This is a genomic window from Mesorhizobium sp. M4B.F.Ca.ET.214.01.1.1 (assembly GCF_004791545.1).
GTDB lineage: Bacteria > Pseudomonadota > Alphaproteobacteria > Rhizobiales > Rhizobiaceae > Mesorhizobium > Mesorhizobium abyssinicae.
Window position 1 is genome coordinate 100,181 of sequence record NZ_SRUX01000001.1, and the last position, 22,602, is coordinate 122,782.

22 protein-coding genes and 1 tRNA gene are annotated in these 22,602 nt (G+C 64.3%); 10 read left to right on the forward strand and 13 right to left on the reverse strand.

Annotated elements, in window-relative coordinates:
- Position 1 precedes the first annotated feature (1 nt).
- Entirely contained in the window at positions 2-1,252 is a 1,251-nt protein-coding gene (locus tag EN857_RS00460; protein ID WP_135857489.1) for a D-amino acid dehydrogenase, read from the reverse strand.
- 320 nt (positions 1,253-1,572) lie between these two features.
- Positions 1,573-2,568, reverse strand: coding sequence for a UDP-glucose 4-epimerase GalE (gene galE / locus EN857_RS00470; protein WP_135857490.1), 996 nt, complete (start codon positions 2,566-2,568; stop codon positions 1,573-1,575).
- A gap of 274 nt (positions 2,569-2,842) precedes the next feature.
- Here galE and hemA point away from each other — a divergent pair, with 274 nt between their 5' ends.
- Positions 2,843-4,120, forward strand: coding sequence for a 5-aminolevulinate synthase (hemA, locus tag EN857_RS00475; protein WP_135857947.1), 1,278 nt, complete (start codon positions 2,843-2,845; stop codon positions 4,118-4,120).
- 295 nt (positions 4,121-4,415) lie between these two features.
- Here the strand turns inward: hemA and EN857_RS00480 are convergent, their stop codons facing one another.
- Both EN857_RS00480 and mscL read right to left on the reverse strand, forming a co-directional pair.
- The gene (locus EN857_RS00480) at positions 4,416-5,582 is read right to left on the reverse strand and encodes a pyridoxal phosphate-dependent aminotransferase (protein WP_135857492.1); all 1,167 of its coding nucleotides are present in this window, start codon (positions 5,580-5,582) and stop codon (positions 4,416-4,418) included.
- 107 nt (positions 5,583-5,689) lie between these two features.
- Entirely contained in the window at positions 5,690-6,112 is a 423-nt protein-coding gene (gene mscL, locus EN857_RS00485) for a large conductance mechanosensitive channel protein MscL (RefSeq protein ID WP_127282424.1), read from the reverse strand.
- Between the two features lie 245 nt (positions 6,113-6,357).
- Between mscL and EN857_RS00490 the strand changes: the two genes are divergently transcribed.
- Positions 6,358-9,843, forward strand: a complete 3,486-nt coding sequence (locus EN857_RS00490; protein WP_135857495.1) for a PAS domain-containing hybrid sensor histidine kinase/response regulator — start codon at positions 6,358-6,360, stop codon at positions 9,841-9,843.
- A 33-nt stretch (positions 9,844-9,876) separates the two neighbouring features.
- On the opposite strand, the gene EN857_RS00495 is transcribed toward EN857_RS00490, so the two are convergent.
- Entirely contained in the window at positions 9,877-10,509 is a 633-nt protein-coding gene (locus tag EN857_RS00495) for a TetR family transcriptional regulator (protein ID WP_127282443.1), read from the reverse strand.
- A 93-nt stretch (positions 10,510-10,602) separates the two neighbouring features.
- Here EN857_RS00495 and EN857_RS00500 point away from each other — a divergent pair, with 93 nt between their 5' ends.
- Complete coding sequence (locus EN857_RS00500; protein ID WP_127282422.1) at positions 10,603-11,259, forward strand: O-methyltransferase; 657 nt, start codon at positions 10,603-10,605, stop codon at positions 11,257-11,259.
- 52 nt (positions 11,260-11,311) lie between these two features.
- Here EN857_RS00500 and EN857_RS00505 read toward each other — a convergent pair whose 3' ends face one another.
- Positions 11,312-11,971: a response regulator transcription factor gene (locus tag EN857_RS00505; protein ID WP_127393032.1), complete on the reverse strand. Its 660-nt coding sequence runs from the start codon at positions 11,969-11,971 to the stop codon at positions 11,312-11,314.
- Between the two features lie 72 nt (positions 11,972-12,043).
- Complete coding sequence (locus EN857_RS00510; RefSeq protein WP_135857497.1) at positions 12,044-13,792, reverse strand: winged helix-turn-helix domain-containing protein; 1,749 nt, start codon at positions 13,790-13,792, stop codon at positions 12,044-12,046.
- A 157-nt stretch (positions 13,793-13,949) separates the two neighbouring features.
- On the opposite strand from EN857_RS00510, the gene EN857_RS36120 reads away from it, so the two are divergent.
- Complete coding sequence (locus EN857_RS36120; protein WP_281035916.1) at positions 13,950-14,072, forward strand: hypothetical protein; 123 nt, start codon at positions 13,950-13,952, stop codon at positions 14,070-14,072.
- A gap of 2 nt (positions 14,073-14,074) precedes the next feature.
- Positions 14,075-14,305, forward strand: coding sequence for a hypothetical protein (locus EN857_RS00515; protein WP_135857499.1), 231 nt, complete (start codon positions 14,075-14,077; stop codon positions 14,303-14,305).
- 421 nt (positions 14,306-14,726) lie between these two features.
- On the opposite strand, the gene EN857_RS00520 is transcribed toward EN857_RS00515, so the two are convergent.
- Positions 14,727-15,164 (reverse strand): hypothetical protein, encoded by a 438-nt coding sequence (locus EN857_RS00520; RefSeq protein ID WP_127282418.1) that lies wholly within the window; start codon positions 15,162-15,164, stop codon positions 14,727-14,729.
- A 168-nt stretch (positions 15,165-15,332) separates the two neighbouring features.
- On the opposite strand from EN857_RS00520, the gene EN857_RS00525 reads away from it, so the two are divergent.
- Both EN857_RS00525 and EN857_RS00530 read left to right on the forward strand, forming a co-directional pair.
- Positions 15,333-15,683: a DUF952 domain-containing protein gene (locus tag EN857_RS00525; RefSeq protein WP_127311761.1), complete on the forward strand. Its 351-nt coding sequence runs from the start codon at positions 15,333-15,335 to the stop codon at positions 15,681-15,683.
- Positions 15,680-16,756, forward strand: coding sequence for a quinone-dependent dihydroorotate dehydrogenase (locus EN857_RS00530; RefSeq protein WP_135857501.1), 1,077 nt, complete (start codon positions 15,680-15,682; stop codon positions 16,754-16,756). The genes EN857_RS00525 and EN857_RS00530 overlap by 4 nt, the downstream gene beginning before the upstream one ends.
- A gap of 66 nt (positions 16,757-16,822) precedes the next feature.
- On the opposite strand, the gene EN857_RS00535 is transcribed toward EN857_RS00530, so the two are convergent.
- Entirely contained in the window at positions 16,823-17,221 is a 399-nt protein-coding gene (locus tag EN857_RS00535) for a VOC family protein (protein WP_135857504.1), read from the reverse strand.
- 255 nt (positions 17,222-17,476) lie between these two features.
- Here EN857_RS00535 and EN857_RS00540 point away from each other — a divergent pair, with 255 nt between their 5' ends.
- Positions 17,477-17,842, forward strand: coding sequence for a MarR family transcriptional regulator (locus EN857_RS00540; protein WP_348630756.1), 366 nt, complete (start codon positions 17,477-17,479; stop codon positions 17,840-17,842).
- Between the two features lie 19 nt (positions 17,843-17,861).
- On the opposite strand, the gene EN857_RS00545 is transcribed toward EN857_RS00540, so the two are convergent.
- Positions 17,862-19,199 (reverse strand): MATE family efflux transporter, encoded by a 1,338-nt coding sequence (locus tag EN857_RS00545; RefSeq protein WP_245511259.1) that lies wholly within the window; start codon positions 19,197-19,199, stop codon positions 17,862-17,864.
- A gap of 103 nt (positions 19,200-19,302) precedes the next feature.
- On the opposite strand from EN857_RS00545, the gene EN857_RS00550 reads away from it, so the two are divergent.
- Positions 19,303-20,205 carry a histone deacetylase gene (locus tag EN857_RS00550; protein WP_135857509.1) on the forward strand — a complete coding sequence of 301 codons (903 nt, stop codon included), beginning with the start codon at positions 19,303-19,305 and terminating at the stop codon, positions 20,203-20,205.
- A gap of 61 nt (positions 20,206-20,266) precedes the next feature.
- Here the strand turns inward: EN857_RS00550 and EN857_RS00555 are convergent, their stop codons facing one another.
- From EN857_RS00555 to EN857_RS00565, 3 genes are all read right to left on the reverse strand, one after another.
- Positions 20,267-20,530 carry a DUF6460 domain-containing protein gene (locus tag EN857_RS00555; RefSeq protein ID WP_127286066.1) on the reverse strand — a complete coding sequence of 88 codons (264 nt, stop codon included), beginning with the start codon at positions 20,528-20,530 and terminating at the stop codon, positions 20,267-20,269.
- Positions 20,531-20,634: 104 nt separating this feature from the next.
- Positions 20,635-21,387, reverse strand: coding sequence for a glycosyltransferase (locus EN857_RS00560; protein WP_135857511.1), 753 nt, complete (start codon positions 21,385-21,387; stop codon positions 20,635-20,637).
- A 13-nt stretch (positions 21,388-21,400) separates the two neighbouring features.
- A complete protein-coding gene (locus EN857_RS00565; protein ID WP_135857513.1) occupies positions 21,401-22,414 on the reverse strand; it encodes a hypothetical protein in 1,014 nt (337 codons plus the stop codon).
- A 110-nt stretch (positions 22,415-22,524) separates the two neighbouring features.
- Here EN857_RS00565 and EN857_RS00570 point away from each other — a divergent pair.
- Positions 22,525-22,598: transfer RNA gene (locus EN857_RS00570), tRNA-Gly, on the forward strand.
- Positions 22,599-22,602 lie beyond the last annotated feature (4 nt).

Below are 22,602 nucleotides of genomic sequence, written 5' to 3' on the forward strand. Positions count from 1 at the left end.
TCTAGTTCCTGTAGACCAGCCCCTGCGGATCGATCTCCGGCTTGCGGCCGGCGACGATGTCGGCGAGGAATTTTCCCGAACCGCAGGCCATCGTCCAGCCGACATGGCCGTGGCCGGTGTCGAGATAGAGATTTGTGTAGCGCGCCAGGCCGATGACCGGCACGGAGTTCGGCATCATTGGCCTGAGGCCCGCCCAAAGCTCCGCCTTCTTCTCGTCGAAGGCGCCCGGAAACAGATCCTTGCCGGTCCTGAACATGGCGGCGAAGTCGCGCGGGCGGAAGCTGCGGTCGAAGCCGGTGAACTCGGCGGTCGAGGCAAGCCGCAGCCGGTTGCCGAGCCGCGAGTAGCCGATCAGCTGGTCCTCGTCGGCGCCGCCCATGGTCGGCCCCTTGCTCTCGTCCTCGAGCGGGATGGTCGCGGTGTAGCCCTTCACCGGATAGACCGGCAGGTCGATGCCGTAGCGGCGGCCGAGCAGGCCGCTTTCCGGCCCCATGGCGATGACCACCGCGTCGCCGGCGACCGGGCCGGCAGAAGTCATCACCGCGCGCACGCGGTCGCCCTCGATGTCGAGGCCCTCGACGGTCGTGCCGAAAAGGAATTTGACGCCGAGCTTTTCAGCCAAATAAGCGGCGAGCTTTTCCACGAACTGCCTGGAATCGCCGGTCTGGTCGATCGGCGAATAGACGCCGCCAGCGATCTTGTCCCTCGCGCCGGCGAGGCCGGGTTCCAGCTCGATCAGCCGGTCACGGCCGACGATCTCGATCGGCAGGCCATGTTCGGCCAGGTAGCGGTAGTTGTCGGTGCCGGTGTCGAGACTGTGCTGCGAGCGGAAGAAATAGAGGATGCCCTTCTTGCGCTCATCATAGTGGATGCCAGTCGCTTCGGAGAGCGAATTGATGCAGTCGCGCGAATAGAGCGCCAGGCGCAACTTGACCTGGCTGTTGGCGCGCAAGCGCGCCACCGTGCACTGGCGCAGGAAGCGCAGGCTCCAGGCGAGGAAATAGGGATCGAAGCGCAGCCGGACCTTGATGCCGAGATCGTGGTTCCAGAGCGCGCGCAGGAAGGTCTTCAGCGCGGCCGGCGAGGCCCAGGCGGTGGCGTCGCCCGGCGAGACAAGGCCGGCATTCGACTGGCTGGTGCCGCGCGCCGCCGTCTGGTGGCGCTCGATCACCGTCACCTCATGGCCGTCACTCGCCAGGTAATAGGCGGCCGCCGTGCCAACGACGCCGGCCCCGAGTACCAAAACCTTCATGCCGCCCCCCAGACAAATATGCGGAGCGCCTCCACGCCTCCGATGCCTTCAATAGCGCGTCTCGGGGTGCGGGACGAGCCCTTGTGATTGCAGAGGGCCGCGCCGCCCCTCATCCGCCTGCCGGCACCTTCTCCCCGTATAGTGACGGGGAGAAGGTGGCTTGCCGCGGCGCCGGCGCCTTCCCTGCAGCGTTGGCGATTGGCGAAATCATTAGTGACAGCGCCCCTCTCCCCGTCACTATACGGGGAGAGGATGCCGGCAGGCAGGTGAGGGGCAGCGCTGGCGGACCGAAATGTAATTCGGCCCTGGCAAAAGCACCCCTATCCCCTCGCCGAATTCTTCCCCGTCAAAATCTGTTCCCAGGCCAGCGCGTCGGCAACGATCCGATCGAGATCGTCGCGCTGCGGCGTCCAACCAAGCTCAGCGCGGGCAAGCTCGGAATTGGCGACAATGGCGGCGGCGTCCCCCGGGCGGCGATCGCCCATCTTGACCTCGAAGTCACGGCCGAAGGCGCGGCGCACGCTGTCGATCACTTGCAGCACCGAGTAACCGTGGCTGTAGCCGCAATTGGCGACAAGGCTCTCTCCGCCGGCGCGCAGCCGCTGCAGCGCCAGCCGGTGTGCCGCCGCCAGGTCGCTGACATGGATGTAATCGCGGATACAGGTGCCGTCCGGCGTCGGATAATCGGTGCCGAACACCTGCATGAAGGGGCGCTTGCCGAGCGCGGTCTCGCAGGCGACCTTGATCAGATGCGTGGCGCCGGGCGTCGACTGTCCGGTACGGCCCTTGGGGTCTGCGCCGGCGACGTTGAAATAGCGCAGCGCCGTGTAGCGGATATCATGCGCCTTCGCCGCGTCGCGCAACATCCATTCGCTCATCAGCTTGGACAGGCCATAGGGAGAAACCGGCGCCAGCCGCGCATCCTCGCGCACCGGCTCCAGCCCGGCGCCGCCATAGACGGCGGCGGTGGAGGAGAAGATGAAATGCGGCACGCCCTCGCGCACCGCGGTCTCGATCAGCGTGCGCGTCTTGGAAGTGTTGTTCTCGTAATAGCCGAGGGGGTCGGCGACCGATTGGGGCACCACGATCGAGCCGGCGAAATGGATAATGGCGTCGACCTTGTAGTCCCTGATGATCTGGCCGACCAGTTCACGATCGCCGACATCGCCAACGACGAGCTTGGCCTCCGGCGCCACCGCCCATTCGAAACCGGTCGAAAGGCGGTCGAGAACGACGACGCTCTCGCCCGCGTCCAGGAGCTCCCAGACCATATGGCTGCCGATATAACCGGCACCGCCCGTCACCAAAACCGCCATCCGTATCCTCGCTGATCAAGATTTATTGGAAACTGTCTCAGGGCCGCCTTACTGGAAAGCGCGCCGCAAGGCGAATAAAACTCCAGTGTCAAATGCGTAACAGTCGCCGGAGCCCAAGGCATCGTACTGAAACAAAGTTGATCCACATCAAGGGAATAGGCCACGATCCGTGGTCGTTAGAAACAGGCTCGGGGCGTGGCATTTTGACCGGAAGCGGCCGGTGGACGCCGAATGGGGCAATGACTATGATCCGGCGCAAAATTGGGAAGGCGACATGAACTACCAGCGGTTCTTCGAGGAAGCGATCGACCAGCTCCACGCGGAGCGGCGCTACCGCGTCTTCGCCGACCTCGAACGCATCGTCGGCAAGTTCCCGCGCGCCATTTGGCGTTCCAACGGCCGCGCCCAGGAGATCACCGTCTGGTGCTCCAACGACTATCTCGGCATGGGCCAGCATCCGGACGTCATCGCCGCCTTCCAGAAGGCGGCCGGCAAGATGGGCTCGGGCGCCGGCGGCACCCGCAACATCTCCGGCACCAGCAACCCGCTGGTCGAGCTCGAACTTGAGCTGGCGGACCTGCACGACAAGGAAGCTGCGCTGGTCTTCACCTCCGGCTTCGTTTCCAACGAGGCCTCGATCTCGACCATCGCGCGGCTGCTGCCGAACTGCCTGATCATCTCGGATGAGCTCAACCACGCCTCAATGATCGAGGGCGTGCGCCGTTCGGGCGCCGAAAAGAAGATCTTCCGCCACAATGACATCGCGCATCTCGAAAGCCTGCTGCAGGCGGCAGGGCGCGAGCGCGCCAAGCTGATCGTGTTCGAGAGCGTCTATTCGATGGATGGCGACATCGCCCCGATCAAACAGATCGTCGACCTCGCCGAGCGCTACAACGCCATGACCTATATCGACGAGGTCCATGCCGTCGGCATGTACGGTGCGCGCGGCGGCGGCATCACCGAGCGCGAGGGGCTGGCCGACCGCATCGACATCATCGAGGGCACGCTGGCCAAGGCCTTCGGCACGCTCGGCGGCTATATCACCGGCACCAGCGCGGTGATCGACGCCGTGCGCTCTTACGCGCCGGGCTTCATCTTCACCACGGCGCTGCCGCCGGCTGTCGCCGCCGCCGCCACCACCTCGATCCGGCATCTCAAGCGCTCGCAGGCCGAGCGCGAGGCACAGCAGCGCCAGGCGTCACGGACCAAGGAAGTGCTCGCCGCCGGCGGCCTGCCGGTGATGGAATCGCCCACCCACATCGTGCCGGTGCTGGTCGGCGATCCCGAGCTCTGCAAGATGGCCAGCGACCGCCTGCTCGGCGTGCACGGCATCTATATCCAGCCGATCAACTACCCGACGGTGCCGCGCGGCACCGAGCGGCTGCGCATCACGCCGACGCCGTTCCATTCGGACGCGCTGATCGCCGAATTGCAGGACGCATTGGTCGAGACCTGGGACGCGCTCGGCATCCCCTACGCCTCGACAGGACGGCCGGCCGTCGCCAAGACCGACCGGATCATTCCCCTGCTGGTGCCGAAGTCGGGCGGGTGACCTGCTGGTGGTTTGTGGGCGGTGATGGGTAACAGGTCCTGCCAATCATAGAACGCTGGCGCTGCCCCTCATTGTCCTGCCGGACATTTCTCCCCGTGAAGAACGGGGAGAAATGCGCTGGCGTTGATGGTTTCGCCACTTGGCGCGTCGCAGAAAAGAGCAGCGAGGTTGCGGCCCTCCCTTCTCCCCGTCCTTCACGGGGAGAAGGTGCCGGCAGGCGGATGAGGGGCGGCACCGCCCTTTGAAAGTAAGCCGTTCAGGCAAGAACTTGCCTGACCCACAATCCAGCCTTTGCTCAAATCGTCGTCATCCATTTCGCCAGGCGACGCGCCGCTTCCTCGAGCTGGTCGAGGCGGCGGTGGAAGCATAGCCTGAGGAAGGCTTCGCCGCCCGGCCCGAAGGCGGTGCCAGGCGCCAGGCCGACATTGGCATGGTCGACGATGTCGAAGGCGGCGGTGCGGGAATCGGTGATGCCGTCGACAGTGAAGAACAGGTAGAAGGCGCCCTGCGGCACGGTGAAGCGCGCCTTGCCGGTCGCGCCCAGAATGCCGCAGACCAAGTCGCGCGCCGCGTGCGCACGCTCGACCTGTTCGACGATGAAGGCATCCCCCTCGTCGAGGGCGGCGACGGCGCCGCGCTGCATGAATTGGGCGACACCCGAGGTCGAATACTGGATCAGGTTCTCGAACACCTGCTGCAAGGCGGGATGGGTCTTGATCCAGCCGACGCGCCAGCCTGTCATCGCCCAGTTCTTGGAGAAGCTGTTGACGAACAGGATGCGGTCTTCTGCCGTCGCGATGTCGAGGAAGGACGGGGCGCGGCCGCTTCCATAGTGGAAATGCGAGTAGATCTCGTCGGCGATGATCCAGACGCCACTTTGGCGGGCAAGGTCGAGGATCGCCTGCAGCGTTTCCCTGTCGGCGGTCCAGCCGGTCGGGTTGGACGGCGTGTTGACGAACAGCGCCTTGGTGCGCGGCGTGATCGCCGCGGCGATCTTGTCGACGTCGCAGGACCAGCCATTGCCGGACGGATCGAGCGTGACCGCGACCGGAACGGCGCCCGCCACACCGGCCGCGGCGGCGAAATTCGGCCAGGCCGGCGACAGATAGATCACCTCGTCGCCCTGGCCGGCGAGCGCGTCGATCGCCAGCTGGATGGCGTGCATGCCCGACGCGGTTACGATGAATTCCTCATCGGCGAAGCTCTTGGCGAAATGCCGGCCATAGTAGCGGGCAAGCGCCTGCCTGAGCTCCGGAATGCCCTTCTGCCATGTGTAGAAGGTCTCGCCGGCGGCGAGCCCACGGGCGGCGGCATCGCTGATGAAGGAAGGCGTCGGCAGGTCGCCCTCGCCGGCCCAAAGCCGGATCATGCCGTCGCGCAGCCGGCCATGGTTGATCACGGCGACGATGCCGCTTTCGGGCGCAGCGCGCGCTTCGGCGCGCAAGGTCTGGATCAGGGTCATGCAAAAATCCGCTTGGTTTGCCGACAGCTAGCGTGTTTTACGACGGCCGCAAACAGAAAACCCCGGCCGCGAACGGCCGGGGTTTTGGTCCAGAAATCCGCTGCGCGCTATTTCCTGGCGAGAAGATCGCGAATTTCGGTAAGCAGCGCGATATCGGCGGGCGGCGGCGCCGCAGGTGCCGCGGGCTTCTCGCGCTCGAGCCGCTTGCGCATGCCGTTCACGGCCTTGACCATCAGGAAGATGATGAAGGCAAGGATGAGGAAGTTCAGTACCGCGGTGATGAAGCTGCCATACGCAAAAACGGCGCCCTCCTTCTTGGCGTCGGCCAGCGCGGGCGAATGGACGTTCGAGGACAGTCCGAAGAAGTAGTTGTTGAAGTCCAGCCCGCCGAAGATCGCACCGACGATCGGCATGATGACGTCGTCGACCAGCGAAGTGACGATCTTGCCGAAGGCGGCGCCGATGATGACACCGACGGCCAAGTCCATGACATTGCCCTTGGAAATGAATTCCTGGAATTCTTTCAGCATTCGACCCTCCTTGCCGTGGCCACGCTGCCGTCCCCAGCTTCCACTCGGCGCCGGCCCTCGCTTAGCATAACAAAAACCCCCGGTTGCAAAACGGGAAAAAGAGCCAGGGCACCGCTTTCTGCTGGCCGCCCGCGGCCATTGCCCTCCGCCGCTATGCGCCGAAAGCCGCGATGGACTCGACCTCGAAGCTGTGATTGCGTCTGGCATGGGCCGACGCGAGACCGGCCAGGGAGGAGGTTCGAACCGTGCAGGGCTGGTTCATCGTCATCATCGCGATCGCCTATGTGACGCTGCTCTTTGCCATAGCGAGCATCGGCGACCGGCGCGCTGCGGCGGCCGGTCTCGGCCGGGCGCGACCCTTCATCTATGCGCTCAGCCTTGCCATCTACTGCACCTCCTGGACCTTCTTCGGCTCGGTCGGCCTGTCCTCCGAGCGCGGCCTTGAATTCCTCGGCATCTACACCGGCCCGGTGCTTGTGTTCGTGTTCGGCTTTCCGCTGCTCAACCGCATAGTCAGGTTGGCAAAGACCGAGAAGATCACTTCCGTCGCCGACTTTCTCGGCGCCCGCTACGGCAAGAGTTTTACCGTCGCGGCGATCGCCACGCTGATCGCGACCATCGGCGCCGTGCCCTACATCGCGCTGCAATTGAAGGCGATCTCCGGCTCGGTCAGCCTGATGGTCGAGCATTACACCGGCTCGCCGCCCTCTTTCGATCCTTTTGTGAGCGACATCTCGCTGGTGGTGGCGATGCTGCTGGCGCTGTTCGCGGTGCTGTTCGGCACCCGCCATGCCGACGCCACGGAGCATCAGGACGGGCTGGTGCTGGCGGTTGCGGTGGAAACCGTGGTCAAGCTCGCCGCCTTCCTCGCCATAGGCCTGATGGTGACGTTCCTGATCTTCGGCGGTCCCGGCGACATGTTCGACAAGCTTGCCGACAATGCACAGGCGCGTCAGGCGATGGGCTATGGCACCTCGCTGGCCACCTGGCTGGTGCTGACCTGCCTCAGCGGCTTTGCCATCCTGATGCTGCCGCGCCAGTTCTACGTCACCATCGTCGAGAACCGCAGCGAGGCGGAACTGCGCACCGCGACTTGGGTGTTCCCGCTTTACCTGGTGGCGATCAACCTGTTCGTGCTGCCGATCGCCTTCGCCGGCCTGGCGCTGGTGGGCGACAGGACCAGCAGCGACCTCTACGTCTTGTCGCTGCCCCTGTTCAGCGGCCATGATCTGCTGGCCATGGCCGCCTTCATCGGCGGCCTTTCGGCGGCGACCGCGATGGTCATCGTCGAGAGCGTGGCGCTGTCGATCATGATCTCCAACGACCTCGTCATTCCGCTGTTCGTGCGCCGCCTGCTCAGGACCTCGACCTCGGAAAACGAGGACTGGTCCACGCTGATCCTCAATGTGCGGCGCGGCGCGATCTTCATCATGTTGTTCATCGCCTTCCTCTATTATCGCGAAAGCACCAACAGCGCGCGGCTGTCCTCGATCGGCCTGATGTCGTTCGCGGCCATCGCGCAGTTCGCGCCGGCCCTTATCGGCGGGCTGATCTGGCGCGGCGCCAACGGCAGGGGGGCCGCGCTCGGCATGGTCGCCGGCATTCTGGTGTGGGCTTACACGCTGCTCCTGCCTTCGCTGGTGGGTTCCGACGCCGACATCATCGTCCACGGCCTGTTCGGTTTCGAAGCGCTTCGGCCGCAGGCGCTGTTCGGTACCGTCGCCGAGCCGCTGAACCATGGCGTGCTGTGGAGCCTGTCGATCAACGCGCTGTTCTTCGTGCTCGGCTCGCTCTCCCGCGCGTCGGTGCCGCTGGAGCGCATCCAGGCGGCGATCTTCGTCCCGCGTGAGGCCGTCCCGATGCCGAGCCTGCGCCGCTTCCGCACCGCCGTGACCGTCAACGACCTCAAGGACACGATCTCCCGCTATCTCGGCGTCGAGCGGACCGAGCGTTCCTTCCAGTCGTTCGAGAAGAACAACAGTGTGACGCTGCATGGCAACGAGCAGGCCAGCATGGATGTCATTCGTTTCTCGGAACAGCTTTTGGCGAGCGCCGTCGGCTCGTCCTCGGCGCGGCTGATCCTGTCGCTGCTGTTTCGCCGCAACGACCGCGATTCCAAGGACGCCTTCCGCCTGCTCGACGACGCCACCGAGGCGCTGCAGCACAATCGCGACCTGCTGCAGATCGCGCTCGACCAGATGGAGCAAGGTATCACCGTCTTCGACCGGGATTTCCGCCTCATCTGCTGGAACCGCCAGTACCGGGCGCTGTTCGGCCTGCCCGACGAAATGGGCCAGGTCGGCGTCTCGCTCGACCGGATCCTGCGCCACCTCGCCGAGCGCGGCGATATCGCGGCCGACCAGCGCGTGGCGATGCTCAACCGCCTGACCAGTTTTGCCGGCCCCTGGCAGATGGAGCTGAAGACCAGCGGCCGCATCCTGGAACTGCGCTCCAACCCGATGCCGGACGGCGGCATCGTCGCCACCTATGCCGACATTTCCGGCCGCGTCGAACAGGACCTGGCGCTGAAGCGCGCCAATGAATCGCTTGAGCAGCGGGTGAAGACCCGCACCATCGAACTGACCCGCGTCAACGAGGAGCTGGCGCAGGCGCAGATGCTGGCCGAGGAGGCCAATCTCGGCAAGACGCGCTTCCTCGCCGCCGCCGGCCACGACATCCTGCAGCCGCTCAACGCCGCCCGGCTCTACTGCTCGTCGCTGATCGAGAAGGCCGGCAAGGGTCCCGCCGGCAAGGCCGCGGTCAACATCGAATCCTCGCTGGAGTCGGTCGAGACCATTTTGGGCGCCGTGCTCGACATTTCCCGCCTCGACGCAGGCGCCATGAAGCCCGACGACACCGCCTTCAGCCTCGACGGGCTGCTGCGCCAGATCGGCACCGACTTCCAGCCGATGGCCGCCGAAAAGAAGCTCGAACTCACCATCATGCCGTCGTCGCTCACCGTGGTGACGGACCGCAACCTGTTGCGCCGCCTGATCCAGAACCTGGTGTCGAACGCGATCAAATACACCCGCCATGGCCGCATCCTGGTCGGCGTCAGGCGGCGGGGGTCGCTGGCCGAGATCCAGGTGATCGATACCGGCATCGGCATTGCCGGCGACAAGCTGAACACGGTGTTCCACGAATTCACCCGGCTGGACGAAGGCGCGCGCGAGGCCGAGGGGCTTGGCCTTGGCCTTTCGATCGTCGACCGTATCGCCAGGGTGCTGAGGCTGGAGATCCGCATCTTCTCCAATCCCGGCAAGGGCACGCGCTTTTCGGTCATCCTGCCGGTGGCCGCGGTCGCGGCGCCCCGGCGCGAGATCGAGAAGGCGCCGGCGCGCGCGGCCTCCTCGCTTGCCGGCCTCAAGGTGCTGTGCATCGACAACGATGCCCGCATCCTCGACGGCATGCGGCTCTTGCTCGAGGGTTGGGGATGCAGCGTCGAGACGGCCGCTGGCTCAGAGAATTTGGCGGCATCCGTTGGCCGCAAGCCCGATATCGTGCTGGCCGATTACCACCTCGACGGCGGCACCGGGCTCGACGTGATCGCGACGCTGCGAGCGCTTCACGGCCAGGACTTGCCGGCCGTGCTGGTCACGGCCGACCGATCGGGCGAAGTGCGCGCATCGGCAGGCCGGCTCGACGTGCCGGTGATCAACAAGCCGCTGAAGCCGGCCGTGCTGCGCTCGATGATGGCGCGGATCAGGCCGCTGGCTTCGGCGGCGGAATAGCCGCGCCTGCTTACAACACAGGCCGAGCCTGTCTCAGCGGTATCCAAGGCTTGCGATGTAGGCGCAGAACATGTCGGCCATGGCATCGGCGTAGGCTTCGATCTCCGCGTCGGTGCGCGGGCTTGCCGAAAAATCCTTTCCCGCCGCGCTCAACGTCATCGTGATCAGATCGCCGGCCAGGTCCTGGGTTGCTTGCGGGGTTCCGGGCAGAACTTCGCGCAGGAAGGCCTGGACGGTGCGCTCACCCGAGGCCCTTGCCTCGTGCGCCTCGGGCGCGTCGCGGTAGAGTGGGGCGGCGTCATTGAGTGCCACGCGCACGGCAGCTTCCTCGCACTCCGAGCGGATAAAGGCATGGACCAGAGTGCGCATCCGCTCCAGCGGCGGCCGCTTGTCGTCCTCCAATATGGTGCGCAGCAAACCGCCCGTCTGCCGCCATTCATCGCTCTGCAGCCTGAACAGCAGCGCGGCCTTGTTGGGGAAATATTGGTAAAGCGAGCCGACGCTCACGCCGGCCCTTTCTGCCACGCGCGTGGTGGTGAAGCGCTGGGCGCCCTCACTCGCCAGAACCTGAACAGCAGCCTCCAGGATCGCCGAAACAAGTTCCGTCGCGCGAGCCTGCTTGGGCTGCTTTCGCGAGGAAATAGAATGGCTTGAGCGTTCGGTCATGGCGCGGCCGGGTAATGCGAATTGGAAACCTGAAGGATTATTCGTATTTTCAGCACAACACAAGAACACAGCCATTTTCGATTGGAGACTTCGATGATCACGCTCACAAACGCCCCGCTTGCACCCCTGCTCGCCCGCCTGTTCAAGGAAGCCGAGACCGCAACCAGCCCGGCAATGGCCGGCATCTCGCACGACGAGCGGGAACGCCTGCTGCGCAGCAAGACCGAGTATGTCGATCTCTACGGGCGGCTGAGGGATTTGTGGCTCGCTGTTTCGCCGGAAACCGGCACGCTGCTTTATATGCTGGCACGCAGCAGCGGCGCGCGCGTCATCATCGAGTTCGGCACCTCGTTCGGCATCTCGACGCTCTATCTTGCCGCGGCGCTCAGGGACAATGGCGGCGGCCGCCTGATCACCACCGAGTTCGAGCCGTCCAAGGTGGTCCGCGCCAAGGCCAATCTGACGGAAGGCGGCCTCATCGACCTGGTGGAAATCCGCGAGGGCGATGCGTTGCAGACGCTGAGCGCCGACCTGCCCGACGCGATAGACCTTCTATTGCTGGATGGCGCCAAGGCGCTCTATCCGGAAATCTTGAGCCTGGTCGAGAGTCGGTTGAAACCGGGCGCGCTGGTCATCGCCGACAATGCCGACCTCTCTCCCGAATATCTGGAGCGCGTGCGCTCGCCGGCATCGGGCTACATCTCCACCCCCTTCGGCGACGATGTCGAGCTGTCCGTGCGGCTCAGTTGAACAAGCCTCGCTACAAGCAGCTGATGCTGCTTCGACGGCAGGCGCCCGCCAATCAGCTCGCGGGCTGCAGCGGGTCGCCGCCGATCCGGGAAAGCTGGATCACCGCCTGGGTGCGGCTGTCGACGCCGAGCTTCTGCAGGATGGCCGAGACATGCGCCTTGATCGTCGCCTCGGAGACGCCGAGCTCATAGGCGATCTGCTTGTTGAGCAGGCCTTCGGCCAGCATGCCGAGCACACGCGTCTGCTGCGGCGTCAACGCCTGCAGGCGCTTGATCAGGTCAGAAATCTCGGGATCGCGCTCGACGCCGAGATCGATGCCGACGGGCGCGGCGATATCGCCGGCCAGCACCGCCTGCACGGCACGGCGGATTTCCTCCATGCTGGCCGATTTGGAGATGAAGCCGGAGGCGCCGAGGTCGAGTGCGCGGCGGATCGTCACCGGATCGTCATGCGCCGAGACCACGATCAGCGGCACGGCCGGATGAACGCCGCGCAGCGAGATCAGGCCGGACAGGCCGCTGGCGCCCGGCATCGACAGGTCGAGCAGCACCAGATCGATGTCTTCATTGGCCACGACCAGCGCCTTGGCGCTTTCGAAATCCCCAGCCTCGTGGATAGCGGCGACGTCACCGACGCCGACAAGCGCCGCTTTCAGCGCGCCGCGAAAAAGCGGATGATCGTCGGCGATGACGAAGGTGTAACCCGACGGCAAATAGTCCTCCCCAATCCCATGCTTGTCTGTTTTTACGGGATCTGGCCGATTATGCGGCGATATTGGCCGTTTTCAAGCGGCAAAGGCCGCGCGCGGGTTTTTCCCACGGCGGTTCAGTTTTGACGGAAACTCATTTGCGTTGGCGCAGCCAAGGTCGCGATCCGAGTTTTCCTGGACATTGCTCGGCCGCCCGGCCAGGCCGCGTACGGTCAGCCATCGCTCCTCCGGCAAGCCCGCGAGTCGCATCTGTCCGATCCAGCGGTCGAGGCTTCCGGGGGCGGTCCATATCTTCTCCCACTCCCTGCGCTCCTTACTGATGGATTCGTCGGGAGTGTTCTGGAGGAAAACCGCAAGCGCTTCCTTTGCCTCTCGCTTGTTTCCCAGACAAGCGTGGATGCCCGCAAGCATTCGGTGTGCGCCGCTCGGGATTCTGGACATTTTCCGCATCGCCGCCAGCGCGGCCCCGCAATCGTTCTTTTCCCAGAGCGCCCAGCCCATCTGCCAGTTGAAATCGTCCGGGTAGAAGGGATCGATGCCCATGGCCTGCTTGATCCGATCGATCGCTTCGTCTGTATGGCCAACATAGAGCAGCAGATCCGTGCTGCGGACCAGGATATCCGAATTGCTGGGGTTCAGGGCGATTGCCTGATCGTACCGGGCAAGGGCCTGCTCGACCTCGCCGGCTTCGGTATGGATGCTGGCTCGGATATTATGCGCTTCAGCGTCATCAGGGGCGAGCAGGATGGCCTTGTCGGCGTATTCGGCCGCGCGCTTCAACGCCTCGTCACGGTCCTGTTCGTTCCAGCCGAACATCGCATCGTTGCGATAGGACCAGGCCAGCCCGATATAGCCGAACTGCGAGTTCGGATCCTCTTCGATCGCCTTGAGGTTCAGTTGCCGATACAGTTCGTTCCTCGCGGCCGAGAAATCCTCTCGGATCTTGGCAATCCCCATCAGGTGATAGTGCAGCGCGCTGACCTTGGCGGCACCGCTCTGTGGCAGGGGGCGCTCGATCCTCCGTCCGACCCGATCCGCAAGCGTGCGGATGATCTTCTCCTGGACGACGAAAAGATCGCCAATCTCCCCGTTGTAGGTGTTGGCCCAGACAAGCGATCCGTCATGCGCATCCAACAACTGGGCGGCCACTTTCAGCCGGTCTCCGATCTTCTGCTGGCTCCCTTCCAGCAGGTAGTCGACGCCGAGTTCATCGCCAATCTGCCTGGTGTCGGTGGGCTTCCCTCGGTACCTGAAACTCGAGTTCCGGGCGATGACGGCATAGGTCTTGCTCCGCGCAAGTTCGGTGATGATCCCCTCGGCGACGGCATCGCTGAGATATCCCTTGTCCGCTCCGGCACCGAAGTCGTCGAAGGGAAGGATCGCAATTCTCGGCATGTCGCTCGATCGAACCGGAGCGGCTCGCCATGCTTCCGCGCCGTAGTATGCGCCGATCGCCGCCGCGACGAGAACGATCGCAGCATGGATGACCCCGCGTCGCGAAAGACGTGTCTTGGCTCGCTCCTTGACGGCCGCGGCGTCTAGGTCGGTTGCATCCGACGGATGGGCATTCAGCCGGTAGCCTCTCCTGGGGAGGGTTTCCACGATCGCATGCGCGTCGTCCGCCAATGCGCGGCGGATATCGGCAATGCATTGGATAAGGCTGTCGTCGGTCACGAAGGTATCGGGCCAAATCGCCTGCATCAGCGCATCCTTGGACACGATCTCGCCCGGTCGCGCCGCGAGCACGGAGAGCACCTCGGCGGACTGGCTGCGGAGATCGACCGCTTTGCCTTCGACCGTTCGGAGTTCGCTGTTTCTGGTCAGGAAAACAAACCGCCAAACGTGATCGTTTCGGCAAGTTTCGGGTCAATTTCAGGGGCCTTTCGGGACATTTCACCCACCTGGCGCGCTTCCTAACCCTAGCCCATTCGACCGTCGCTTCCAAGCGATCCCAGCAGCACCGGATGGGACGGAGAGCGACATGGATCGCACCAAGCTCATCATCGCGCTCGCTCTTCTTTTGGCAGCGCAAACGGCTGCAAAAGCGGATTCCCGCATCGCGAAATTCTGCAGCCCTGACCATGTCAGGGAGATTAGGAGATAGCGATGGAACGGTTTCTTTTAATTACCCTTCTGTTAAATTTTGACGGCACTGTAGTAGTCGGCAATCATGAAAATGGTTTCCCGCCCAAGGTGTTAGTTTCAGAGGACGAGTGCAAATACCTGAAACGCCAATATGAATTTTCCACTCCTCCTGTTGGTCTTAAATATCTTTCAACCGCTTACATTTGTGAGAGGAAATATATGGCAATCGCTTCTGTGTACGAAGCTAAGTGACGTCGCAAGCCCGGCGGTTAATACATCGCCAGCCGCAAGGAGTATGTCTATGAAGGCGACCCCGGCGTCATGCGGACTACGAGCGACGAGTTCTATCTCTGCACCCGACCGGCCGCTCCACGGTATGGACACGACCAAGCGCTATTGTTGATGCAGGAACGTATCGTGAAGTAGCTCTTCGTCCCAGTCGTTCGTCGCGACACACGCGAACCATCCTGAGATGCCCAACCCTAGCGCCGGATCCAGATTTCAGGTCGAACCGACCTGCATGCTTCCATTCTCACCCGTGCGCCCTCGGGCTGATGACGCCAGCCTTGAGAGGCGCCACGCGTAGGGGCCATTCAGTCGAAGGTCTGCAAATCATCCTTTTGCGGACACAAGGCGCGTCGCTGAAACGGATTCAGGCGAAGCGCTTTGGAGTTCAGGTCTTTTGCTGGTTGAGCCTGGCGCCGTCGTCGCCGCTCTCCTTGTCCATGTCCTTGACGATGTCCTTGAACGTCCGGAAGAACTGCTCCATGTAGCCCATCGTCTTGTTGAAATCCTCTTCGCTCGGCAGTTGCGATTCGAGCCGGGCGGAAAGCGAGTTCTCAAGCTTGGCGACACGCTCGTCCAACGCCTTGACCGAGGCCTGCAACTTGTCGATCTCGTCCTGGTAGGCGGCGCGTTCGTCGGCGGCCGTCTTGCAGACGAGCTGGCCTGAGCGCTCCTCGCAGATCGACATGGCGCCGGTCTGGGTGTCCATGCGGACATAGCCGTTGGCCGACTTTTCCAGCCGGTAGCGGTCGGTTTCCTCGGAAAAGGCCGACGCGGCGACCAGCGAGAAAAGTGCCGCGGGGATCAGTATATGCTGCGGACGCATGTTGTCCTCCATGAGCCAGTAGGCGCACTCTACCATAGGTTTGCGCCGGAAGTGGGGAAGAGTGGTTCCTTGCCTCGACGCAGGCTCCCGCCGGAAAAGCCGTGCAACATCTTTCCGGACCTTGCCTGCACCCTTTCCCGCGCGGTTCGTTCGGACTATAGCGCAGCCATGTCTCAGTTTATCTACAAGATCGCGCCCGAAGCGCTCTGGCGCGAGGCCGAGAGCAGCGGCCGCTTCACCGGCGCGCCAATCGACATCGCCGACGGCTTCATCCATTTCTCGACCGCCGATCAGGTGCGGGAGACGGCGGCGAAGCATTTTGCCGGCCAGACCGGCCTGCTGCTTGTCGCCATCGACGGCGCGCGCCTCGGCCAAGCGCTGAAATACGAGGTGTCGCGCGGCGGCGCGCTGTTCCCGCATCTCTATGCGCCGCTCGATCTCTCGGCAGTGCTTTGGGTCCGCCCCTTGCCGCTCGGTGCCGACGGCCGGCACGAGTTTCCCGCGCTGGAGGCCGAATGAGCGTGCTCGACCGGATCGGCCAAAAGGTTCTGTTCACGCTCGATCCGGAAACGGCGCATGGCCTGTCGATCGCCGCGTTGAGATGTGGCCTGCCGGTCACCTCGCGCCCGCCGCGCGACGAGCGGCTGAAGCTGCGCGTCGCAGGCCTCGATTTCCCGAACCCGCTCGGCATGGCGGCGGGCTACGACAAGAATGCCGAAGTGCCGGACCCGCTGCTTAACCTCGGCTTCGGCTTCGCCGAGGTCGGCACCGTCACGCCGCTGGCGCAGACGGGCAATCCGAAGCCGCGCATCTTCCGGCTGACGGCCGACGAAGCGGTGATCAACCGGCTGGGCTTCAACAATGAGGGCCACGAGGCGGCCGAGAAGCGCCTTGCAGCCCGCAAGGGTCGCCCTGGCATCGTCGGCGTCAACATCGGCGCCAACAAGGACAGCGCCGACCGCATCGGTGACTATGAGCGCGGCGTCGCCCGCTTCGCGCCCCATGCCACATATCTCACGGTCAACATCTCCTCGCCGAACACGCCGGGCCTGCGCAACATGCAGGCGCGCGAGCAGCTCGGCGAGCTTCTGTCGCGCGTGATGGCGGCGCGGGCGTCGGCTGCGGCAACGCCGCCGGTCTTCCTCAAGATCGCGCCGGATCTGGTCGAAGCGGAACTGGAAGACATCGCCGCCGAGGTCACCGAGAAGCGGATCGACGGCGTCATCGTCTCGAACACCACGCTGGCGCGGGCGGGACTGCGGAGCGCGACCGTCGCCGGCGAGGCCGGCGGGCTGTCCGGCAAGCCGCTGTTCGAGCGCTCGACCGCTGTCCTTGCACGCATGCGCAAGCTCGTCGGTCCCGAGATGGCGATCATCGGCGTCGGGGGCGTCGATTCCACGGAGACAGCGCTGGAAAAGATCCGCGCCGGCGCCGATCTGGTGCAGCTCTATACCGGCATGATCTATGCCGGGCCTTCACTGCCGGGGCGCATCGTTGCCGGCATGGCGCGGTTTGTGGAGCGCGAAGGACTGAGTTCGCTGCGCGAGTTGCGCGACAGCCGCCTGGATCATTGGGCCGTCAAGGCTTATTAGAAGGCCATGGCGCTACCCGTGCGCCCACACCTTTATGTCATCTCTCATCGCGTTGCCCTTCCGCGTTCAGGCTGCCGGATTCATCCATACGATCTCCCAAACATAGCCATCTGGGTCTTCAATGTGGCGGTTATACATGAAGCCAGGATCCTGTGCCGGGTTGGGATCGGCGCGACCGCCCGCCGCAACCGCGCTGGTCAGCGTTGCATCGACGGCGGCGCGGTCGTCGACCGTGAGGGCGATCATTGCCTGACTGTCACGCCGCGCGTCGCCGATAGGGCGCTTGGTGAATTCGCGATAGTGGTCATGGCTCAGCAGCATCACCCCGATCGCGTCCGAGAACATGAGCGAGGTAGATTTCTCGCCCGAAAACTGCGGGTTTACGGTGCCACCTAGAGCCACGTAGAACGCCGTCGACGCCGCCAGGTCACGCACAGGCAGGTTCACGAAAATCATTCTGGACATAGCTTTCTCCATCGCCGCGCCCTGCGCTATTGTCTTGATGTAAAGTTAGTAGATGCAATGTATCTCTATGTCAAGATACATTTTGTTGAGAGAATATTCGAATGGGTCGTGCCGAGGCCGCGGCTAAGCAATGGGCTCGCGAGCGCCCCGACCTTCCAGTGTTGCCTGAAATGGTAGGTCGTCTGCTCGATGCCGCCGCGCGCGATCACCTGAAGCCCGCTGCTTTCGTCAGGCCTGAATGTAGGTGAGTTTGATGTGCTGACGCCGCTCAGGCGCTCCGGCGAACCCTATATGCTTTCGCCAACGCAGCTTTACGAATCGGCGATGATCTCGGCGGGCGGCATGACCAACCGCCTGGATCGACCGGAGTGCGCCGGGCTGGTTGAACGACGCCCCGATCCAAAGGACCGGCGCGGCAAGCAAATTGCCATAACGACCGGTGGCAAGCGTGCGATAGACGATTTGATTGGTCCAATGGTGGCCGCTAGAAGAGCAATTGATCTCCGTGCTGACGCCGTCGGAGCAGGAGACTCTCAACGTCCTGCTCAAGAAATTGCTCACCGGCCTCTAGGTACGTTGTCCTCGCCAGCAGTCAGCTCTCCCGGCGTCAACGGATCCTAATCCCGAGCGGCGGCACTACCTAAAACGCAGTCCGCGCCCGCACCCGCAGAACCATAAGCAGGCTCACGCCGCGCACCAGCAGGAAGACATGCAGCGACGCCCAGAGCCCGCTGTTGCCGAAGGTTGGCGCCAGGGTGAGCAGCGCGGCGCTGAAGGCAAGGAACGACAACAGCATCATATTGCGCATGTCGCGCGACCAGGTGGCGCCGATGAAGACGCCGTCCATCTGGAACGCCAGCACGCCGCTGAGCGCGGTGAACGCCGCCCAGGGCAGATAGGTATCGGCAACCGAGCGGACCTCGGGCGATGTCGTGATCAGGCCGACCAGATCGACACCGGCCAGCAGCAGCACGACGGTGGCGACGCCCGACAGGCCGAAACCCCAGAAAAGGGTGAGCCGCACCGCTTGCCGGAAGGGCGTTTCGGCGCCCGCGCCGATGGCGCGGCCGGCGAGCTGCTCGGCGGCGGTGGCGAAGCCGTCGAGGAAGTAGCCGGCGATAAGGAAGAAGTTCATCAGCACCGCGTTGGCAGCCAGCGTCACCGTGCCGAACTGCGCGCCCTGGCGGGTGAACAGCGCGAAGGCGGCGAGCAGCGAGAAGGAGCGGATCATGATGTCGCGGTTGAGCGACAGCATGCGCCGGTAGGCCGGCAGGTCGAGGATGCGCTGGCGCGAGGGGCGCTCCAACCTCCGGAAACGACGCAGGACGATGGCGAGGCCGAGCAGCATGGCAAGGAACTCGCCGGTGACGGTCGCCCAGGCAACACCGGCCACGCCCCAGCCGAGCTTCAGGCCGAGCAGGAAGCAAAGCGCGATGTTGATGCCGTTCAACACCGCCTGCAGCATCAGGCCAAGCCCGCCCTCGCCGCGCCCGAGCACGTAGCCGAGGGTGGCGTAGTTGATCAGCGAGAAGGGCGCGGCGAGCAGCCTGATATGGACATAAACAGCCATCGCTTCGCTGACGCGCGGTTCGGCGCCCATGAACTTTTGCCCGCCAATGGCGATCACCGGCGCAAGGGCGGCGAGCACGATGCCGGCGACGATGGCGATCAGCACGGCGCGCCAGAGCACCGCCTGCTCTTCCAGTGCGTCGCCGCGCCCGAACGCCTGGGCGACGAGGCCGGTGGTGCCGGAGCGCAGGAAATTGAAGGTGGTGAAGACGACATCGAAGGCAAGCGCGCCCGCCGCCAGGCCGCCGAGCAGGGCGGCGTCGCCGAACTGGCCGACCACCGCCGTATCGACGATGCCGAGCAGCGGCGTCGTCAGATAGGCGAGCGTCATCGGCACGGCGATAGCAAGCACCGAGCGGTTGGTTACGGCGAAAGACCGGCCGCCGGCCGATGTCGATAGCTGATCCAGGACCTGGTCCTCGTGGCGGCTTGATCGGACGACCGATGTGCCCCAGTTTGCCGGTGCCGCGCAATCACGATCCGGCGTCGGCCAACCGAATCCCGGAGCTGGCATGCCGCTGCAGATCGTCCATCACCCCGGCTATGACGCCGGTTTCGCCGTCAACCACCGCTTCCCGATGAGCAAGTATCCGCTGCTGATGCAGGCGCTGGAAGCGCGCGGACTGGCGAGCCGCGACGCGCTCACCATGCCCGAGCCGGCGCCGGCATCGTGGCTGAAGCTGGCGCACACGGCCGACTATGTCGACCAGGTCCTGGCCTGCCAGGTGCCGGAAAGGATCGAGCGCGAGATCGGCTTTCCGGTCGGTCCGCGGGTTTCGCTCAGGGCACAGCTTGCCGCCGGCGGCACGGTGCTGGCGGCGCGGCTGGCGCTGAGGCATGGCATCGCCTGCAACGCCGCCGGCGGCAGCCACCATGCGCGGCGCGCGCAGGGCGCCGGCTTCTGCACCTTCAACGACGTCGCCGTCGCCTCGATGGTGCTGCTCGCCGAGGGTGCCGCGAGAAACATCCTGATCGTCGATCTCGACGTGCATCAGGGCGACGGCACGGCCGATATCCTGAAGGATGAACCTCCCGCGTTCACCTTTTCCATGCATGGCGAGCGCAACTATCCGGTGCGCAAGATCGCTTCCGATCTCGACGTCGCGCTGCCCGACGGCACCGGCGACGCGGCCTATCTCGACAGGCTCGGCGGCATCCTGCCGGACCTGTCGGCGAGAGCGCGCTGGGACATCGTCTTCTACAATGCCGGCGTCGACGTCCACGCCGAGGACAGGCTGGGCCGGCTGTCGCTCAGCGATGACGGCCTGCGAGCCCGCGATACGATGGTGATCCGCCATTTTCGACGGCTTGGCATTCCGGTCTGCGGTGTCATCGGCGGCGGCTATTCGACGGACGTGCCGGCGCTTGCCGCGCGCCACGCCATCCTGTTCGAGGTGGCGTCAGGCTTCGCCTGAAGGCGTCGTTGCTTGAGCATGATCTATTCCGAAAACGGTTTCCACTTTTCGGGATCATGCTTCACTTCCTGTAGCTGGCTATCCTGAGCAGGATGAAGACCGGCACGACGATCGCCGCGCCCAAGAGGATGTAGCCGAGGAAACGGTCGATGGCATGGAAGCCGAGATTCCACAGGTCGAGGAAAAACTGGCGGATGCCGTAGTAGACGTCCATCGGCGACCAGCCGAAGGCGTGCATCACAAGGCCGACGAGGAACGAGACCACAAGCAGCTTGATCAGCACCCGGAGCGGTGAGTCACCGAGAAAGCGCGTCAGTGCGGACAAGTTCCGTCTCCACGTTTCGGCCGCCCCGATTCGGGGAGTCGATCCCAGAAATACGCACTTGCCCGCCCGGCATCAAGCCGGCCGGATGCCGGCAACGGCCACGCTCACCAAAACCGCCAGCGCAAGATGCGGGCCCATGGCGGCCGTCCGCGATAGACTTCCCGGTAGCGCCAGAGCCGGTTGTAGCGGTTGCCGCCGCCGATGCCGAGCTCCGACACCGGCCCGCCACCCCGCTTGCGTTTGATCGCCACCAGTTCCTTGCCGTGCCGAAGGCAATGGCTCGGCTTCTGCCCCGGTTCGCCTGGCGGCAGCGTCAACTTGACCGCTTCTCCGACGACGAGGTCCTCCGGATCGCAGGTCATGGCGATGGCCTTGCCGAACAGCGTCGGGCCGGTCGGGCACAGGGCGGTCGGGCCGTAATATTCGCGTTTGACATTGGCGCAGACCAGCTCGATGGCCTTGGCCATGGCCCTGTGGCGCATGGGGGCGGCGACCACGCCGAGGCTGGTGTCCCATGGCGTCGAGCTCAGGAAGTCGCGAAACACCGACAGGCGGCCCTGGTCGCGCGGAACGCCGCGCAGGAATTCATAGGAAAGGTCGGCGTAGACGCCGCCCCGTTCGTAGAGCAGGCAGTATTTGGCGAGGTCTGCCTTGTAGGTGTAGGGACGCAGGGTGCGGAAAGCCGACAGCACCTCGGCGTCGAAATGCGCCGCGATGAACTCACTCAATTCCGCTTCCCCGAACAGGACATGCTCCTCGCCCGGATGGGCGGCCTTGAACGAGCGGATGTTCTCGCTGACCCGTTCGGGAAGGTCAGCGCTCCGATCGTCGGTTATGAGAATGCTGAATAGCGGCATGAGCTCTCGATCGTCAGCGCGGGATGAACGCCGTCAGTTTCTCCCAGTCGCGCCACTGGTGCGGCCAGCTTTGCAAATAGGGCAGATGCCGATCTGCAAACTCCTGCGCGGCGCCTTGGATCATATCGGCCTTGTCCCGATGGCGGGCGAGATCGATTGGCCGCTCGACGACCACGTGCAGTTGGCCGGTGCTGTCGTCGCGCCCGACAAAGACCGGCAACAGCGGAGCGCCGGCGATCTTGGCCAGCCGGGGCGCACCGCTGGCCACTTCGATGCCCGATTCGCCTATTCGCGCCGTGACCAGCACTTCGCCCTCCCAGGCTCCGGCGGTTATTGAAACGAACTTGTTGGCGCGAAGCAACCGACGGGCCTCGTTCATGCTGGCAGCTGGGTCGGCGCGGTCGATGACGACGCGGCCGGCGGCGTATCTCAGCTCCGCGCCAATCCTGATCGGGTTCAGGAAGCGGATGCCGAAACGCGACTTGGTGAAGCCATGCTCTGGCCGGCTGACGTGAAACACCTCGAACCCGGCCCTGGCGAAGGCGATCTTCGCCGCCAGCGCATTGAAGCTGAAATGCGCGATCCACAGCACCGCGCCATGGCCTGCATTTTGCGCGGCTTCGAGATGCTCGATGCCTTGCAGCGCAATGGCCGGGTTCCACCCACCGAGCCGCTCGCGCATGATCTGTATGTGATGCTCGTGGCGCGTCGCGCGGACGCGGCGCAGATCGTCATCGCCGGCCAGTCCGAACGAACGAAGGGTCTGCAGGACCCCGCTGTCCTGTGCGACGAACGATGCGCTCCCGAGCCGCTCCATGGACCGGCAAACCGCTTGCCATCCCCGCTCAGGAACAAGACAGGAAACAATCGCGAAGGCAGGAAGCTGCAGCAGGAATTGGAAATCTTCCGGCGCAAATATCTTCCTGGTCCCGGAGGCCCGTTTTCTCTTGCGTATGCTGAATTCCAAGCCGGGTCCCCACCCTCGCGCCGTGCTTGCGATGGCAGGTGAACAGCCGCCGATTCGCAAAGCGCACGCGCTTCTAGCACGCGCGGCGCCGGCGTCAAAAGCGCTGTTGTCGTCAGGGCGCGGCTTTGGCGATTGCCCGATGCCCGGCCCTCATGGTAACGAGGGCGCGCGCGGGTATGATGTAATGGTAGCCTGTCAGCTTCCCAAGCTGAACGCGCGGGTTCGATTCCCGCTACCCGCTCCAGCAA

Bases quoted from the DNA above. Each gene is read 5' to 3' on its own strand.
- EN857_RS00550 (WP_135857509.1), top strand. From the start codon at position 19,303: ATGCCGCTGCAGATCGTCCATCACCCCGGCTATGACGCCGGTTTCGCC.
- EN857_RS00520 (WP_127282418.1), bottom strand. From the start codon at position 15,164: ATGCGTCCGCAGCATATACTGATCCCCGCGGCACTTTTCTCGCTGGTC.
- EN857_RS00525 (WP_127311761.1), top strand. From the start codon at position 15,333: ATGTCTCAGTTTATCTACAAGATCGCGCCCGAAGCGCTCTGGCGCGAG.
- EN857_RS00460 (WP_135857489.1), bottom strand. From the start codon at position 1,252: ATGAAGGTTTTGGTACTCGGGGCCGGCGTCGTTGGCACGGCGGCCGCC.
- EN857_RS00500 (WP_127282422.1), top strand. From the start codon at position 10,603: ATGATCACGCTCACAAACGCCCCGCTTGCACCCCTGCTCGCCCGCCTG.
- EN857_RS00480 (WP_135857492.1), bottom strand. From the start codon at position 5,582: ATGACCCTGATCCAGACCTTGCGCGCCGAAGCGCGCGCTGCGCCCGAA.
- EN857_RS36120 (WP_281035916.1), top strand. From the start codon at position 13,950: ATGGATCGCACCAAGCTCATCATCGCGCTCGCTCTTCTTTTGGCAGCG.
- EN857_RS00560 (WP_135857511.1), bottom strand. From the start codon at position 21,387: ATGCCGCTATTCAGCATTCTCATAACCGACGATCGGAGCGCTGACCTT.
- mscL (WP_127282424.1), bottom strand. From the start codon at position 6,112: ATGCTGAAAGAATTCCAGGAATTCATTTCCAAGGGCAATGTCATGGAC.
- hemA (WP_135857947.1), top strand. From the start codon at position 2,843: ATGAACTACCAGCGGTTCTTCGAGGAAGCGATCGACCAGCTCCACGCG.
- EN857_RS00515 (WP_135857499.1), top strand. From the start codon at position 14,075: ATGGAACGGTTTCTTTTAATTACCCTTCTGTTAAATTTTGACGGCACT.
- galE (WP_135857490.1), bottom strand. From the start codon at position 2,568: ATGGCGGTTTTGGTGACGGGCGGTGCCGGTTATATCGGCAGCCATATG.
- EN857_RS00530 (WP_135857501.1), top strand. From the start codon at position 15,680: ATGAGCGTGCTCGACCGGATCGGCCAAAAGGTTCTGTTCACGCTCGAT.
- EN857_RS00535 (WP_135857504.1), bottom strand. From the start codon at position 17,221: ATGTCCAGAATGATTTTCGTGAACCTGCCTGTGCGTGACCTGGCGGCG.
- EN857_RS00495 (WP_127282443.1), bottom strand. From the start codon at position 10,509: ATGACCGAACGCTCAAGCCATTCTATTTCCTCGCGAAAGCAGCCCAAG.